Annotated in this window: 14 protein-coding genes; 9 read left to right on the top strand and 5 right to left on the bottom strand. The window is 62.6% G+C overall.

Annotated features, from left to right (window positions below):
* Positions 1-115 precede the first annotated feature (115 nt).
* From gyrA to ABXS05_RS02000, 4 genes are all read right to left on the bottom strand, one after another.
* Entirely contained in the window at positions 116-2,845 is a 2,730-nt protein-coding gene (gene gyrA, locus ABXS05_RS02015; RefSeq protein ID WP_311938460.1) for a DNA gyrase subunit A, read from the bottom strand.
* Between the two features lie 369 nt (positions 2,846-3,214).
* Positions 3,215-3,958, bottom strand: coding sequence for a class I SAM-dependent methyltransferase (locus ABXS05_RS02010; protein ID WP_367622731.1), 744 nt, complete (start codon positions 3,956-3,958; stop codon positions 3,215-3,217).
* A gap of 31 nt (positions 3,959-3,989) precedes the next feature.
* Positions 3,990-4,964 (bottom strand): quinone oxidoreductase family protein, encoded by a 975-nt coding sequence (locus tag ABXS05_RS02005; RefSeq protein ID WP_367622730.1) that lies wholly within the window; start codon positions 4,962-4,964, stop codon positions 3,990-3,992.
* A gap of 87 nt (positions 4,965-5,051) precedes the next feature.
* Positions 5,052-5,753, bottom strand: a complete 702-nt coding sequence (locus ABXS05_RS02000; protein ID WP_367622729.1) for a CDP-alcohol phosphatidyltransferase family protein — start codon at positions 5,751-5,753, stop codon at positions 5,052-5,054.
* 59 nt (positions 5,754-5,812) lie between these two features.
* On the opposite strand from ABXS05_RS02000, the gene ABXS05_RS01995 reads away from it, so the two are divergent.
* Entirely contained in the window at positions 5,813-7,027 is a 1,215-nt protein-coding gene (locus tag ABXS05_RS01995; protein ID WP_367622728.1) for a TerC family protein, read from the top strand.
* Positions 7,028-7,032: 5 nt separating this feature from the next.
* On the opposite strand, the gene ABXS05_RS01990 is transcribed toward ABXS05_RS01995, so the two are convergent.
* Complete coding sequence (locus ABXS05_RS01990) at positions 7,033-7,971, bottom strand: LysR family transcriptional regulator (protein ID WP_367622727.1); 939 nt, start codon at positions 7,969-7,971, stop codon at positions 7,033-7,035.
* A 99-nt stretch (positions 7,972-8,070) separates the two neighbouring features.
* On the opposite strand from ABXS05_RS01990, the gene ABXS05_RS01985 reads away from it, so the two are divergent.
* The 8 genes from ABXS05_RS01985 (at position 8,071) to ABXS05_RS01950 (ending at position 14,721) form a co-directional block, all read left to right on the top strand.
* A complete protein-coding gene (locus ABXS05_RS01985; RefSeq protein WP_311938448.1) occupies positions 8,071-8,784 on the top strand; it encodes an SDR family oxidoreductase in 714 nt (237 codons plus the stop codon).
* A gap of 226 nt (positions 8,785-9,010) precedes the next feature.
* On the top strand, positions 9,011-9,472 hold the full coding sequence (gene rpsF, locus ABXS05_RS01980) for a 30S ribosomal protein S6 (protein ID WP_311938446.1): 462 nt from the start codon (positions 9,011-9,013) through the stop codon (positions 9,470-9,472).
* Positions 9,473-9,474: 2 nt separating this feature from the next.
* The gene (gene rpsR, locus ABXS05_RS01975; RefSeq protein ID WP_068295067.1) at positions 9,475-9,714 is read left to right on the top strand and encodes a 30S ribosomal protein S18; all 240 of its coding nucleotides are present in this window, start codon (positions 9,475-9,477) and stop codon (positions 9,712-9,714) included.
* A 125-nt stretch (positions 9,715-9,839) separates the two neighbouring features.
* Positions 9,840-10,844: a YybS family protein gene (locus tag ABXS05_RS01970; protein WP_367622726.1), complete on the top strand. Its 1,005-nt coding sequence runs from the start codon at positions 9,840-9,842 to the stop codon at positions 10,842-10,844.
* A gap of 19 nt (positions 10,845-10,863) precedes the next feature.
* Positions 10,864-11,436, top strand: coding sequence for a 50S ribosomal protein L9 (gene rplI / locus ABXS05_RS01965; protein WP_311938441.1), 573 nt, complete (start codon positions 10,864-10,866; stop codon positions 11,434-11,436).
* A 154-nt stretch (positions 11,437-11,590) separates the two neighbouring features.
* Complete coding sequence (locus ABXS05_RS01960; RefSeq protein WP_311938439.1) at positions 11,591-13,096, top strand: replicative DNA helicase; 1,506 nt, start codon at positions 11,591-11,593, stop codon at positions 13,094-13,096.
* A gap of 75 nt (positions 13,097-13,171) precedes the next feature.
* Complete coding sequence (gene alr, locus ABXS05_RS01955) at positions 13,172-14,278, top strand: alanine racemase (RefSeq protein ID WP_311938437.1); 1,107 nt, start codon at positions 13,172-13,174, stop codon at positions 14,276-14,278.
* 56 nt (positions 14,279-14,334) lie between these two features.
* A complete protein-coding gene (locus ABXS05_RS01950; protein WP_311938435.1) occupies positions 14,335-14,721 on the top strand; it encodes a VOC family protein in 387 nt (128 codons plus the stop codon).
* Positions 14,722-14,839 lie beyond the last annotated feature (118 nt).

Here is a 14,839-nt window from a genome sequence, read left to right as displayed (position 1 = left end):
AACCCGCGGCGATGCGATGGTTTCCGCCCTCCAAGACCGCCGGTTCGGCTGATCGAAAAGCCCTTCCGGAACCTGCAAACGGCACCCTTCGTGGGTGCCGCTTTTTTTGTTGGGGCTATTCCTCGCCGCCTTCTTCGTCCTCGTCACCCTCATCGCTGACGCGCTCGACGGAGACGACTTTCTCACCCTCGGCGGTGTTGAAGACGATGACACCCTGCGAGCCGCGTCCGACGATACGGATGCCCTCGACCGGACAGCGGATGAGCTGGCCGCCATCGGTCACCAGCATGATCTGATCGCTGTGCTCGACGGCATAGGAGGAGACCAGCTTGCCATTACGCTGATTGACGGCCATGGCGACGATGCCTTTGCCGCCACGGCCGGTGATGCGATATTCGTAGGACGAAGAGCGCTTGCCATAGCCATTTTCGGAAATGGTAAGGATGAACTGCTCTTCGGCCGAGAGTTGAGCGTAACGCTCGGTGGTGATCTCCACCGCGGCTTCGCTCGTTTCCTCGACTTCCTCGACGCCATTGTCACCGTTTTCGGTTTCGCCGGCCACGGCGCGACGCATCTTGAAATAGGCGGACCGCTCCTCGGGGGAAATCTCGCGATGGGCGATGATGTCCATGGCGATGACGGTGTCTTCGCCCTCCAGCCTGATGCCGCGTACGCCCATGGAGTCACGCCCCTTGAACACGCGTACATCGGGCACGGGGAAGCGGATGCATTGGCCAAGGGCGGTGGTGAGCAGCACGTCGTCCGCCTCGGTGCAGATCGAGACGTCCCGGATCTGCTCGCCTTCCTCCAGCTTCATCGCGATCTTGCCGGCGCGGTTGACCTGGACGAAATCCGAAAGGTCGTTGCGCCGCACCGTGCCGGACGAGGTGGCGAACATGATGTGCAGCGTCGCCCACTGGTTCTCGTCCTCGGGCAGCGGCATGATCGAAGTGATGCGCTCGTCCGCTTCGATCGGCAGCAGATTGATGAAGGCCTTGCCGCGTGCCTGGGGCGCCGCCAGGGGCAGGCGCCAGACCTTTTCCTTGTAGACACGGCCCTTGGAGGAGAAGAACAGCACCGGCGTGTGGGTGTTCGCCACGAACAGGTAGGTGACGAAATCCTCTTCCTTGGTCTGCATGCCGGAGCGGCCCTTGCCGCCGCGATGCTGCGCCCGGTAGGTAGAGAGAGGCACGCGCTTGACATAGCCGGCATGGGACACGGTGACCACCATGTCCTCTTTCTGGATCAGATCCTCGTCTTCGAAATCGGCATCCGAATCGAGGATTTCGGTGAGACGCGGCGTGGCGTGCAGCGCCTTCATCTCCTCGAGCTCCGTGCGAGCGATCGCCATGATGCGCGCGCGGGAGCGCAGGATATCCAGATAATCGCGGATCTGGTCTGCCAGTGTCTGCAACTCGTCGCCGATTTCGTCGCGGCCGAGAGCGGTCAGGCGGGCCAGGCGCAGTTCCAGGATGGCGCGGGCCTGGGCATCCGAAAGACGGTAGGTTCCGTCCTCGTTCATCGGATGCTTGGGATCGTCGACCAAAAGGATCAGCGGCGCGATATCACCCGTCGGCCAGTCGCGGCCCATCAGGGCCTCACGGGCCGTGTTCGGGTCGGGGCTTGTGCGGATGATACGGATGACTTCGTCGATATTGGCGACGGCCGTGGCGAGGCCGCACAGGATATGGGCGCGGTCGCGCGCCTTGTTGAGCAGATATTTGGTGCGACGGCTGATCACCTCTTCGCGGAAATCGACGAAGGCGGAGATCATGTCCTTGAGATTGAGCAGTTCGGGCCGGCCGCCATTCAGCGCCACCATGTTCGCCCCGAAGCTGGTCTGCAACGAGGTGAAGCGGTAGAGCTGGTTCAGCACCACTTCGCCGACCGCATCGCGCTTGAGCTCGATGACGAGGCGCATGCCCTGGCGGTCGGACTCGTCGCGCACTTCGGCGATGCCTTCGATCCGCTTCTCGCGCACCAGCTCGGCAATGCGTTCCTGCAGCGTCGCCTTGTTGACCTGGTAGGGAATGGCGGTGACGATGATGGCGTCACGATCCTTTCGGATTTCCTCGATCGTGGCGGTGGCGCGCATGATGATCGAGCCGCGCCCGGTATTATAGGCCGAGCGAATGCCGGAACGGCCGACGATATTGGCCGCGGTGGGGAAATCCGGCCCCGGGATCAGTTCCATCAGATCGTCGATGGTGATGGCCGGATTGTCGATATAGGCCAGACAGCCGTCGATCACCTCGCCGAGATTGTGGGGCGGAATGTTGGTGGCCATGCCGACGGCGATGCCACCGGCACCGTTGACCAGGAGATTGGGAAAGCGCGCCGGCAGAACCGTCGGCTCCGACTTGGTGCCGTCATAGTTTTCCTGGAAGTCGACCGTATCCTTGTCGATATCATCGATCATCGCCACGGCGGCTTTCGACATGCGCGACTCGGTGTAGCGCATGGCCGCCGGCGGGTCGCCGTCGACCGAGCCGAAATTGCCCTGCCCGTCCACCAGCATCAGCCGCATCGAAAAAGGCTGAGCCATGCGGACCAGGGCGTCGTAGATCGACTGGTCGCCATGGGGATGGTACTGACCCATCACGGCGCCGACGATATTGGCCGATTTGACGTATTTGCGGTCGGGCGTGTGGTTGTTCTCGTACATGGAATGCACGATGCGCCGATGGACCGGCTTCAGGCCGTCACGCACGTCCGGCAGGGCGCGGCTCACGATCACGCTCATGGCGTAATCGAGATAGCTGCGCCTCATCTCGTCGGTGATGGAAGTCGAGCGGATGTCGGACGGCTCCCCGTCATCCGGCCTCTTGTCGTTTTCGTCAGTCAATGCACGGCCTCAAACCGATTCTGCGGCGTCCTCATGGGCAAGACGCGTTTGGGAAACGCTCCTTGCTCACGCTCTTCGTTCTCGACGCGTCCTGAAGCAAAGCGCGTTCGAGCGTGAACGCCAATTTGCTCTAGCTCCTTGTTTCGACGCATCTTTGCGATTTGAAGTCGTCCGTTCAAATCGCAAAACGCTTTGGCGACTCTCAGTGATTCCATTAAATCGCCAAACGCTTTAGCCCATTCCGCCCCCCGGTGCCACCCTGGCGCTCCCTGTGCCAACAGCATTCTTCGATTTGTCTTTCAAAGGGTTATTCGTGACTCTTACCGAATGCTCTGGAGCTGAAAAACATGGCACGCATGAGGCGAGCGGCTATGAAGGTGGAAGCATCCGCCCGGTTGGCTTGCGCCCACATACGCCGGTTGCGCATCCGTAAAAGAACTTCCGGTAGCTCACCTGCAGGCCTTCCGCCTCCAGCATTCGGGCGAAGGCGGAAGCGTCGCCGAAATTGGTGCTGTAGGTGCCGATCATGGCGAAGTCCTGTGCTCCCTTCAGCAGGAAGCGCTCGATCATGGGCAGCACCATCTTGAGATGGAACAGATAGAGCGGACGGAGCCACCATCCCTTGGGATCGGAGGCTTCGATCAGCGAGAAACTGCCGCCCGGCTTGAGGCAGCGGGCGATAAGGGCCGCGAGCTTGCGATGCTGGGTCTGGTTGAACGTCTTCAGGCCGAAGGTCGAAATCACGAAATCCGCGCCGCCGTCGGGCAGAGTGCTGGAGAGCACGTCGTCCTCGATGAAGGCGATCTTGTGGGCTCGATGTGCATGAAGGCGGGTCATGGCGCGCTGATGCATGCCCGTTGAAATGTCGACGGCGACGATGCCGGCAATCGCCGGATAGCGTTTCAAGAGATGGGGCCAGACCTCGCCGGTGCCAGCCATGAGATCATAACCCGTGGCAGCCGGGGCCTCTGGTGCCGGCAGCGCCTCGACGCATTGCCGGCGCCAGCGCTCGGTGAAGCCGAGCGAGCACCAGGTGCTGAACGCGATATATCTATCGGAACAGCGATCGAAGACGCCTTTCACGAATTGAGGGTCGTAGATGTCTTCGGCCATGCGCCACCGTAACGGAAGTCTCGTGACGCGTTTAGGGCAGCAGGATCGAGGATCCCGTCGTACCCCGCCCTTCAAGGTTCTCATGCGCCTTGCGGGCATCCTTGAGCGGATAGCGCTGGTTGACGGGGATCTTGACCTTGCCGGAGGCGACCGTCTCGAACAGGTCGCTGGCCGTCGCCAGAAGGTCGGCGCGCTCAGCGACATAGGTCCCCAGCGTCGGGCGGGTGGCGAAGAGCGAGCCCTTCTGGGACAGAAGCAGCATCGGAACAGGCTCGACGGGGCCGGAGGCATTGCCGAAGGAGACCCACATGCCGAGCGGCCTCAGGCAGTCGAGCGAACCGGGGAAGGTATCCTTGCCGACGCCGTCATAGACCACCTCGCATTTGCGGCCATCGGTGATCTCGGCGACACGCCTCACCCAGTCCTCGCTGCGATAGAGAATGGTATGGTCGGCGCCGTTGGCGCGCGCCAGGGCCGCCTTTTCTTCCGAACCCACCGTGCCGATCACCGTTGCCCCCAGCGCCTTGGCCCATTGGCACAGGATCAGCCCGACACCGCCCGCAGCCGCATGCACCAGGACGGTCTGGCCGGTCGTGACCTTGAAAGTGCGCCGGATCAGATATTGTGCCGTCATGCCCTTGAGCATCATGCCGGCGGCCTGCTCGTAGGAAATCGCGTCCGGCAGCGGCACGAGCCGGTTGGCGGGATAGGTGCGCTCCGCGGCATAGCTGCCGATCGCACCGGCATAGGCCACACGGTCACCGGGCTTGAACTCGGTCACGCCCTCGCCGACAGCGACCACTTCTCCCGCCCCCTCCGCGCCGAGTGTGAAAGGCAGGGATGGCGCCTTGTAGAGGCCGGAGCGGTAATAGGTATCGATATAGTTCACGCCGCAGGCATGCTGACGGATCAGGACCTCGCCGGGTGCCGGCAGCGGCGTCGCGACTTCCTCATAAGTCAAAACCTCGGGGCCGCCGGTCTGGTGAACGCGAATGGCTGCGGGCATGGCAAATACCTGTCGTTGAAATCAAGTCGTGTCGGAATGCAGAATTCGGCTCAGATGGAAAACGCTCGATATTAGAGCGCCCAGGGCTCACTCGGCAATGCGGCCTTGGGGCGGTGCCGTGCGGAAATATCCGAGAATCAGGAAATAGACGCCGATGATGCAAAGCGCCCAGGTGACCCAGGGGGCCGGATCGACATTCTCCCAGATCGCCTTGATCGCCAGCACCGACCATACCACCAGCAGGATCAGGGTGGGCATGCGCAGTTTGGCCACGCGCAGCGGGTGCACGAAAACGAAGGATGCGAAGGTCATCAGGCCGAGTGCCAGAACCACCAGGAAGATGGCCGTCATGGAGAGGATCGTCGGTTCGGCCGGGCTGAGCAGGAAGAAATAGAACACGATCAGGTTCCACACCGCCGGGAAGCCTTTGAACCAGGCGTCTTCCGTCTTCATCTCGTTGTCGGCGAAATACATCGCGCTGGTGAGAAGGATCACCGCCATGGCGATGAGGTTGAGCACATTGCTCGAACCGCCGAGCATGCCCGAACTGTAGAGGGCATAGGCCGGGACGATGACATAGGTCAGATAGTCGATGATCAGATCGAGGGCGACGCCCGACCAGCGGGGCGAGGCTTCGGTGATATTGATCTTGCGGGCGATCGTCCCGTCGATGCCATCAACGAACAAGGCAAGCGCCAGCCAGGCGAACATCGTGCGCCAATCGTGCTGGACAGCCGCTATCAGGGCAAGAAAACCCCACAGCACACCGCTGGCCGTAAACAAATGCACACCGAAAGCCAGCCGCTTCTGCTGCGGGGTTATCGGATTGCCGGAAGGTATAGGAGGTGATGAAGCCAACGCTGCTCGGATTCTCTACTGAAGGAGCGTCATCATATCGCCACATAACCCCGGCGCTAGAATATTTTCGCCTCCAAGCCCGGGTGCCCACAAGAACGTCCGCGTTGCCACGGCTGTCCGCCGCGCAATCTCGAAGGATGCGCGGGGCGGTTGACACATCCCCTCCCCGGCACCATCACTGCACGAACCACCCACATCGCCGAGCCGGAAGCCGAAAAACGAGCGCGCGATCCATGGAATGGTCCGGACTATCTCTGGCATCCGTCGACATGCTCGGAGCGCCGCCGTGGTTCTGGGCGATCTTCGCATCGTCCATCACCGCCATTCTCATCTTCGATCTGGGCTATCTCAATCGCCGCATTCCGGTGCTGTCGCTCGGCCAATCGATTGGTTTGACAGCGGCCTATGCCGTGCTGGCCGCCATGTTCGGTTGCGGCGCATGGCTCTATTTCGGGCCGGAGAAAGGATCGCTGTTCTTCACCGCCTATGCGCTCGAGCAGTCGCTTTCGATCGACAATGTCTTCGTGATGTCGGTGATCTTCGCCTTTTTTGGTGTGCCTCGACGATATCAGCATCGCGTGCTGTTCTGGGGGATCGTCGTCGCCATCGTCCTCAGGGGCGTCTTCGTCGGCCTGGGCGCGGCGATCGTGGCGCGATTTGCCTGGGTGCTCTATCTGTTCGGCTTCTTCCTGATCGTGACCGGACTGCGCATGCTGCGCGGCGTCGACGATCGGCTGGACCTCGACCAGAACAGGGCGGTTGCCTGGTTCATGCGCCATTTGCGCATGACGACGAGGATCGAGGGCGAGCACTTCTTTGTTCGTCTGCCGGGCGGCGACGGCAAGCCCGTCCTGTACGCGACGCCCCTGTTCGCCGCCTTTTCGGTGATCAACGTGGCTGACATCGTCTTCGCCGTAGACAGCGTGCCGGCGGTACTGTCCCAGACGCAGGATCCCTTCATCGTCTACACCTCGAACATCTTCGCCATTCTTGGTCTGCGGGCCCTGTATTTCGTCATCGACGCGCTCATCGCCAAATTTCGGTATCTGAAGGTCGCGTTGGCGGTGCTGCTGGTTTTTATCGGCGTCGTGATTTTTTACGAGCGCCTCATCGGCGAGTTCGACAATGTGCTGACCATGGCGATCACTTTCGCAACGCTGGCGATCGCCATCCTCGCCTCGATCCTGACATCCGCGAAAACCTGATCGCATCAATAGGATCGGGCGGTGCCGCGTCCGTAGAGGTGCTCGAATTGCGCAATCAGCCAGGCAAGGCCGGCGTCGGCATCGCTGATGGCCGTCCATAGCAGGCTGACTTGCGTGGTCAGGCTTTCGAAGGGCAGGCTGGCGGTTGAAAGCTGCAAGGTTTCTGCCCAGGCATCGGCGACAAAGGACGGCACAGTGGCGAAAGCGGCCATCTGCCGGACGATCAGAGGATTGGTCGCAAAGTTCCGGCTGGCGAACAGCACGTTGCGTCTATGCCCCAGCCCTTCGAGCTTTTCGTCGATGAAGCCATGCAATTCGCCGCTGAAGGAAGTCAGCAGGTGCGGATAGGCCAGATAGTCCTCCAATGTGAGACAACCGCCGGGCAAGGCGATGTGGCGGGGATCGAAGACGCAGACGAAGGTCCAGTCGAACAAGGCCTGGCCTCGATGCCAGGTGGACGCCTCGTCGAAGACGCCGATCGCGAGATCGATTTCGCCCGCGTCCAGCATGGACGAAGCGCGCGTTCGATCCGTGAAGGAGGATATCAGTCTGATGCCGGGCGCCGTGCGCGCGAATTGCTGGACCAGCTTGGGCATCAAGGCCACTTCGAGGGCGTCGCTGAGCCCGATGTGAAAGACCCGTTCGGCCGTGCCCGGATCGAAACTGGGTTTGCGGCGAAGAGCCTGCTGGAGGGAGAGCAGCAAGGGATCGATCGCGCCGGCGAGTTCGACGGCGCGCGGCGTGGGCGCCATGCCCTGTCGCGTGCGAACGAACAATTCATCGCCGAAGGCCGACCGCAATCTTTTGAGTGCGCCGCTGAGCGCCGGCTGGCCGATGAACAGCCGTTCGGCGGCGCGGGTGACGTTGCGCTCCGCCATAAGAGCATGGAAGGCCAGGAGAAGATTGAGATCCAGCCTCCTCAAATCACTGTCGATGATAGACATCATAAATCCAAACGATTTGAATGATAATCGAGCAATTCCTAGGCTTGTGCACGAAACGAGGCAAGGCGAACCGGGCCTCGCAGCACTGGAGAGCAAGCCATGGAACGCAGCAGGCAAAAGGTCATCGTCATCGGTGGTTCGTCGGGCATCGGGCTCGCCACCGCACTTCGCCTGAGCCTTGCCGGGGCCGAGGTTGTCGCCACCGGGCGCGACCTTGCCAAGTTGCGGGCGGCCACGGCCGGTCATGCCATCGAGATTGCGGCCTTCGATGCTCGAGAGCGCAGCGCACTTGAGCAGTTTTTCGATCGGATGGGACCCATCGACCACCTGATCCTGGCTCTGAGTGGTGGCCAGGGGGCCGGTCTCCTGGCCGAGCTCGACCTTCAAAGCCTGAGAGCCGGTTTCGAGGAGAAGTTCTGGCCGCAGATCCAGGCGGCGCAGGCAGGAGCTGCCCATCTACGGGCGGGAGGCAGCATCACCTTCATCACGGCGATCTCTGCCCGCATCGCCCGACCGGGGACCGCCGGCCTCGGCGCCATCAATGGGGCCATAGAAGCCATGATCGGCAGCCTCGCGCGTGAGTTGAAGCCGAGTCGTGTCAACGCCGTCTCCCCCGGCGTGGTCGATACCCCCTGGTGGGATCGGTTTCCCGCGAGCTTCAGGGACGATCTCTTCCGCGAACAGCGGGAGATCCTGCCGGTCGGCCGGGTCGGACACGCCGACGAGGTCGCCCATGCCGTTCAATTCCTGGTCGAGAACGGCTATGTCACCGGCACCGTGATCGCATGCGACGGCGGCCTGCATCTAGTATAGACAACTTAGTCCTTGCGCTGATGCGGCAAACTCTGTATGGACCCGGCTTCGCTTTGGCCGGAGGCTGAACGGATGGCTGCGCTTGCGCAGTGGAACCCCAGGGTTCCGGCATCCCGTGTCTTCGCCCTCTTAAGACATTCCTCGACGGCCTGCCGGGTCACGAGGGGCTTCGCGCCAGGCGAACGTGACAACCACGACGCGTTGTAACCAAAGGACAGGCCATCTCATGCCGAATTACGAGCATGTCTTCCTGGCTCGCCAAGACGTGACCTCCCAGCAGGTCGAAGCGCTGACCGCCCAGTTCAAGGGCGTCATCGAAGCGCATGGCGGCACCGTCGGCAAGACCGAATATTGGGGCGTAAAGTCCCTGCAGTATCGCATCAAGAAGAACCGCAAGGCTCACTTCACGCTGCTGAACATCACCGCGCCGCATGCGGCCGTGGCTGAAGTCGAGCGCCAGATGTCGATCTCCGAAGACATCCTGCGCTTCCTCACCCTTTCCGTCGACGAGCTCGAGGAAGGCCAGTCGGCGATGCTGCGCAAGTCCGACCGCGACGAGCGTCGCGATGACGACCGTGGCTTCGGCTTCGGTGGCGGCCGTGGCGGCCCCCGCTCCGGCGGCAATGATCGCCCCCCGCGCCGTGAGCGCTTCGAAGGCGCTTCTGAAGAGCAGCAGGGAGAAGAGTAATCATGGCTACCGCACCTGGACGCCGCCCCTTCTTCCGTCGCCGCAAGACCTGCCCGTTCTCGGGCCCGAATGCGCCGAAGATCGACTACAAGGACGTCAAGCTCCTGCAGCGCTACATTTCCGAGCGCGGCAAGATCGTTCCTTCCCGTATCACTGCGGTTTCGGCCAAGAAGCAGCGCGAGCTGGCTCAGGCCATCAAGCGCGCCCGCTTCCTGGGCCTGCTGCCCTACGTGATCGGCTGATGATTTTGCGGCGAGGCGCTTTCGTGCCTCGTCGCCTATCTCCAACGACAGTCAGCCGGACAATCCGGCCATGGCTGGGGTCTTCACCGCAAGGCCTCTAACCGCGACAGCGGGACAGCTCGACGATGCAACGCGATATTCCCATCGGCCTTGGTGCCGGCCTTGCTGCAGCCATCCTGGCGCTCGCTCCCCTGAGCGGCTCGGGTTTTGGCATCTTGCTCTCGGTCCTGTCCGCGTTGCCGATTACCCTGGCCACGCTGTGCTGGGGATACCGCGCCGGCCTTGCCGCCGCCGTCTCTGCCATGGCAGTGCTGGCTCTGGTCGCATCGGGCGTTGCCGCCCAATCCCCCGATTCCTCCCCACTCCGCCTCGCCCTGCAGTTCGGTGTTTCCCGAGCCTTGCCGGCCTGGGGGCTGGCTTATCTCGCCGTTGCCGGCTATGGCGACAGTGCGATCGATCGTGCGCCCCTCTCGCTTGGCACCTTGGCGGTCGTCGCTGCGGTGCTGGGAATGGCAGGGACCCTTTTCGGCATTCTCGCACTCGGCTCGACGCCTGAACAGGCGCTGGCCAATCTGCGCACCGAACTCATGCAGGCCTATCGCATCATGATGGGCGGATCGAAGGATCAACCGATTCCCGCCAAGGACGGCGTTGATCCGGAGGCGTTCCTGCAGGTCTTCAGCGTGATCCTGCTGCCGCTCGCCGCCTTGTTCACCACGGTGTCCAATCTCGGCGGCCTGTGGCTGTCGGCGCGCATTGCCCTGATCTCGGGCCGCCTGCCCCGCCCCTGGCCCGACGTCGCGGCGGAACTCCGCCTGCCGACCTGGTCGCTGGGCCTGTTGGCGATTGCCTGTGCCGTCTCGCTGCTTCCCGGCACGGTCGGCTTTGCCGGGCAGTTGCTGCTGGCAGCGCTGCTCGGTGCCTTCCTGATCCAGGGATTTGCGGCGGTGCATGTCCTTACGCGTGGCGGCGCCATGCGTCCTCTGATCCTGGCCGTGACCTATCTGCTGTGCGTGTTCCTGTCCTGGATCGCGATGCCGCTGATGATCGTGTTCGGCCTGGTCGAGACTTTCTTCAATCTGCGCGGCCGCTTTGGCGACCGTTCCAATACCCCCAGTACCCCCCGATAGACGAACGAAGGAGACAAACATGGAAGTCATTCTGCTGGAGCGCGTTTCCAAGCTTGGCCAGATGGGCGAGACGGTGAAGGTGAAGGACGGCTATGCCCGTAACTTCCTGCTGCCCAACAACAAGGCCCTGCGCGCCACCAAGGCCAACAAGGAGCGCTTCGAGAAGGAGCGCGTGCAGCTCGAAGCCCGCAACCTCGAGCTCAAGAAGGAAGCCGAAGCCGTCGCCGCCAAGCTGGAAGGCCAGACCTTCACGCTGATCCGCCAGGCCGGCGAGACCGGCCAGCTCTATGGTTCGGTCACGGCCCGCGATCTTGCCGAGACCTCGACCACCGGCGGCTTCACCGTGGCTCGTTCGCAGTTCGTGCTGAACACCCCGATCAAGACCATCGGCCTGCACAAGGTGCTCGTCCACCTGCATCCGGAAGTGGAAGTCACCGTCACCGCCAACATCGCCCGCTCGCCCGAAGAAGCCGAGCGCCAGATCCGTGGCGAGGACGTGCTGGCCCCGCAGGACGACGAGGACACCTTCGAGAACCCCGAGGACATCGAGATCCCCGGCGTTCCCGGCACCGGCGAGCAGCCCGAGGTCTGATTCTCGGTCCTTTGACACGATCAAGAGCCGGGCGCTTGTCGCCCGGCTTTTATTTTGCCCGGTTGTGAATCACTGTGAATTGCCGATCGAAGGCCAAGGGCCCCCGCGAGCGTGCTAAGCTTGCCGCCCGACGAATCACGATGCCAAGAGCCTGATGTCCACACCTGTCGAAGCCACCGTACACAAGCTCGAGACCGGCCAAGCCGTGACCTTTCGGCAGGCCCCCAGCAATGTCGAGGCCGAGCAGGCCCTGCTCGGCGCTATTCTCGTCAACAACGAGGCATTCTACCGGGTTTCCGACTTCCTGCTGCCCGAGCATTTCTTCGATCCCTTCCATCGCAGGATCTACGAAATCGCCTCGAGCCTGGTGCGGGCCGGCAAGATGGCGACGCCCATCACGCTGAAGACCTTTCTCGGGCCGGACCAGGACATTGGCGGGCTCACCACCCAGCAATATCTCATTCGCCTCGCCACCGAGGCCACCACGGTGATCAACGCGGCCGACTATGGCCAGATCATCTATGATCTCGCGCTCCGGCGCTCCCTGATCCAGGTCGGGGAAGAACTTGTCAACGTCGCCTATGACGCTCCCGTCGACATGACGCCCGGCGATCAGATCGAGGAGGCCGAGCGCCGGCTGTTCGCACTGGCCGAAACCGGGCGTAACGAAGGCGGGTTCGCGACCTTCTCGGACGCGCTGAAGGATGCCATCGACATGGCTTCCGCCGCCTATCAGCGCGATGGGCAGTTGTCGGGCCTTGCCACCGGTCTCGACGATCTGGACCGCATGATGGGCGGCCTGCAGCCGTCCGACCTTATCGTCCTCGCCGGGCGCCCGGGCATGGGCAAGACGTCGCTCGCCACCAATATCGCCTACAACATCGCCAAGAACTACAAGTTCGAGATCCAGCCCGACGGTTCTCGCAAGACCATCGATGGTGGTGCGGTCGGCTTCTTCTCGCTGGAAATGTCGGCAGAGCAGCTTGCAACCCGCGTGGTGGCCGAGCAGGCCAACGTACCCTCCTACAAGATCCGACGCGGCGACCTATCCGAGGACGAGTTCAGCCGTCTCGTCACCGCCAGCCAGGACATGCAGACGACGCCGCTCTATATCGATGACAGCGGCGGCATCTCCATCGCCCAGCTCGTGGCGCGTTCGCGTCGCCTGAAGCGCCAGCGCGGCCTCGATCTCCTGATCGTCGACTACATCCAGCTCCTCACCGGCTCGGGCAAGAAGGGCAGCGAGAACCGCGTGCAGGAAATCACCGAGATCACCACGGGCCTCAAGGCACTGGCCAAGGAGCTGAACGTGCCGCTCATCGGCCTGTCCCAGCTTTCGCGCCAGGTGGAATCGCGTGACGACAAGCGCCCGCAACTGTCGGACCTGCGTGAATCCGGCTCGATCGAGCAGGACGCCGACGTGGTGATGTTCGTCTTCCGCGAGGAATATTACGTGAAGAACAAGATGCCCAAGGAAGGCACCGAGGAGTTCTTCAAGTGGCAGGCCGAGATGGAAAGCCTGGCCGGTGTCGCCGAAGTGATCATCGGCAAGCAGCGCCACGGTCCAACCGGCACAGTGAAGGTTCAGTTCGATGCCGACGTCACCCGTTTCGGCAATCTTGCCCGCACCGATCACTTGCCGATCCAGACCGGCGAGTAGGCGCCGACCATCTTGATGGCGCGATCTTTGCGGTCTCGCCTTCCGCCCGATTCCAACCCGCTCTATGGTCTGCGCATGACCGATTCCCTGCCCCCCGTTTATGCCCGCCTGACCATCGACACCGACGCCCTCGCCGCAAATTGGCGGCGCTGCGGGCAGCAGCGGCCCAAGGCCGAATGCGCGGCCGTGGTGAAGGCCGATGGCTATGGGCTGGGCATCGACAATGTCGTACCCGCCCTCAGCCAGGCCGGATGCCGTACCTTCTTCGTCGCCCAGATCGACGAGGGCATTCGCGTGCGCAAGCTTGCCCCGGATGCGACGATCTATGTCCTCAGCGGCCTCGCGCCCGGCCATGGCGACAGGTTTGCCGCGAATGCCCTGCGGCCGGCCCTGGGCTCACGCGAGGAGCTGCAAGAATGGTCCGCCTTCGTTGCCGCCACCGGCTGGCAGGGAGGCGCTGCCTTGCATGTGGATACCGGCATGTCCCGGCTCGGGCTGCGCGTGGATGAAGCCCGTGCCTTGGTCGCAGAGGGAGAGCTCTTCAAGCCTTCCTTGCTGATGAGCCACCTCGCTTGCGCCGACACGCCCGAACACCCACTCAATGCCCGGCAGTTCGAGGCTTTTACCAGCGTCAGGTCGCTCTATCCGGATGTGCCCGCCTCCCTCTGCAATTCCTACGGCACCTTCCTGCCGGCAGAGATCGGCTACGATCTGCTGCGCCCAGGCGTGGCGTTGTACGGTTCCAACCCCCTGCCGGGTCAACCCAATCCGATGCAGTCGGTCATCACCCTTTCAGCCCAGGTCCTGCAGGTTCGCAGCGTGCTGCCGGGCGAATATGTCGGCTATGGTGCGACCTGGACGAGCCGGCAGCCCGCCCGCATCGCCATGGTGGCCATCGGCTATGCCGACGGCTACATGCGTTCGGGCTCCTCCTCCGACGATTTCGACTCGGCGCTGGCTTATGTCGCCGGCAAATACTGCCTGATCGCCGGACGCATCTCGATGGACATGACGGCGATCGACGTGACGGATCTGCCGGCGGGCACTGTGAAACGGGGCGATTGGGTCGAACTGATCGGGCCGCATCTGCCGGTCGACGAGGTAGCGCGCCGTGCCGGTACCATCGGCTATGAGATACTCACCAGCCTGGGTACGCGTTATGATCGGCACTTGGCGGTCTAGGCGATAGCGCCTGCCCTTGCCGCTGGTCACCACAGGCGCTGCTCGGGAAGAATGCAATGATCGACCATTTCGGCTTTCCGGTTCGTGATTATCGACATTCCCGTGCCTTCTACGACCGGGTTCTCGCACCGCTCGGCTATTCGGTGCAAAAGGAAGTCACGCGGGAGATGACCGGCAGCAGCGCCCATTGCGGCTATGGTGCGGATGGGCGGCCCCAGTTCTGGATTGGGGATGGCGACACCCGGGAAGGCAGCTTCCACATTGCCTTCGCTGCGAAAGACAGGAAGGCGGTGGATGCCTTTTATGCCGCCGCATTGGCCGCCGGTGCGCGCGACAACGGCGCACCAGGAATTCGGGCCCACTACCATCCCAACTACTATGCAGCCTTCGTGCTCGATCCGGATGGCCATAATATCGAGGCGGTCTGCCACCTGCCGGGCTGACGGGAGCTCTTCCTCGGCGGTCCGGGGAAGGTCGCTGCCCTTGACCTTCGTTTCACCCATGCATCGTGTTGACTGAGCTTATTTCTCTACGAGATTGTTCCCGGGGGGCTCGATTTCG

Origin of the sequence: Labrys neptuniae (assembly GCF_040797145.1) — a bacterium.
Classification (GTDB): Bacteria; Pseudomonadota; Alphaproteobacteria; order Rhizobiales; family Labraceae; genus Labrys; species Labrys neptuniae.
This window is presented reverse-complemented; position numbering and strand designations above follow the sequence as displayed.

Coding starts and splice junctions, on each gene's coding strand:
- ABXS05_RS02010 (WP_367622731.1), bottom strand. CDS start 3,958: ATGGCCGAAGACATCTACGACCCTCAATTCGTGAAAGGCGTCTTCGAT.
- ABXS05_RS02005 (WP_367622730.1), bottom strand. CDS start 4,964: ATGCCCGCAGCCATTCGCGTTCACCAGACCGGCGGCCCCGAGGTTTTG.
- ABXS05_RS01995 (WP_367622728.1), top strand. CDS start 5,813: ATGAAGCCAACGCTGCTCGGATTCTCTACTGAAGGAGCGTCATCATAT.
- ABXS05_RS01990 (WP_367622727.1), bottom strand. CDS start 7,971: ATGTCTATCATCGACAGTGATTTGAGGAGGCTGGATCTCAATCTTCTC.
- ABXS05_RS01985 (WP_311938448.1), top strand. CDS start 8,071: ATGGAACGCAGCAGGCAAAAGGTCATCGTCATCGGTGGTTCGTCGGGC.
- rpsF (WP_311938446.1), top strand. CDS start 9,011: ATGCCGAATTACGAGCATGTCTTCCTGGCTCGCCAAGACGTGACCTCC.
- rpsR (WP_068295067.1), top strand. CDS start 9,475: ATGGCTACCGCACCTGGACGCCGCCCCTTCTTCCGTCGCCGCAAGACC.
- ABXS05_RS01970 (WP_367622726.1), top strand. CDS start 9,840: ATGCAACGCGATATTCCCATCGGCCTTGGTGCCGGCCTTGCTGCAGCC.
- rplI (WP_311938441.1), top strand. CDS start 10,864: ATGGAAGTCATTCTGCTGGAGCGCGTTTCCAAGCTTGGCCAGATGGGC.
- ABXS05_RS01960 (WP_311938439.1), top strand. CDS start 11,591: ATGTCCACACCTGTCGAAGCCACCGTACACAAGCTCGAGACCGGCCAA.
- alr (WP_311938437.1), top strand. CDS start 13,172: ATGACCGATTCCCTGCCCCCCGTTTATGCCCGCCTGACCATCGACACC.
- ABXS05_RS01950 (WP_311938435.1), top strand. CDS start 14,335: ATGATCGACCATTTCGGCTTTCCGGTTCGTGATTATCGACATTCCCGT.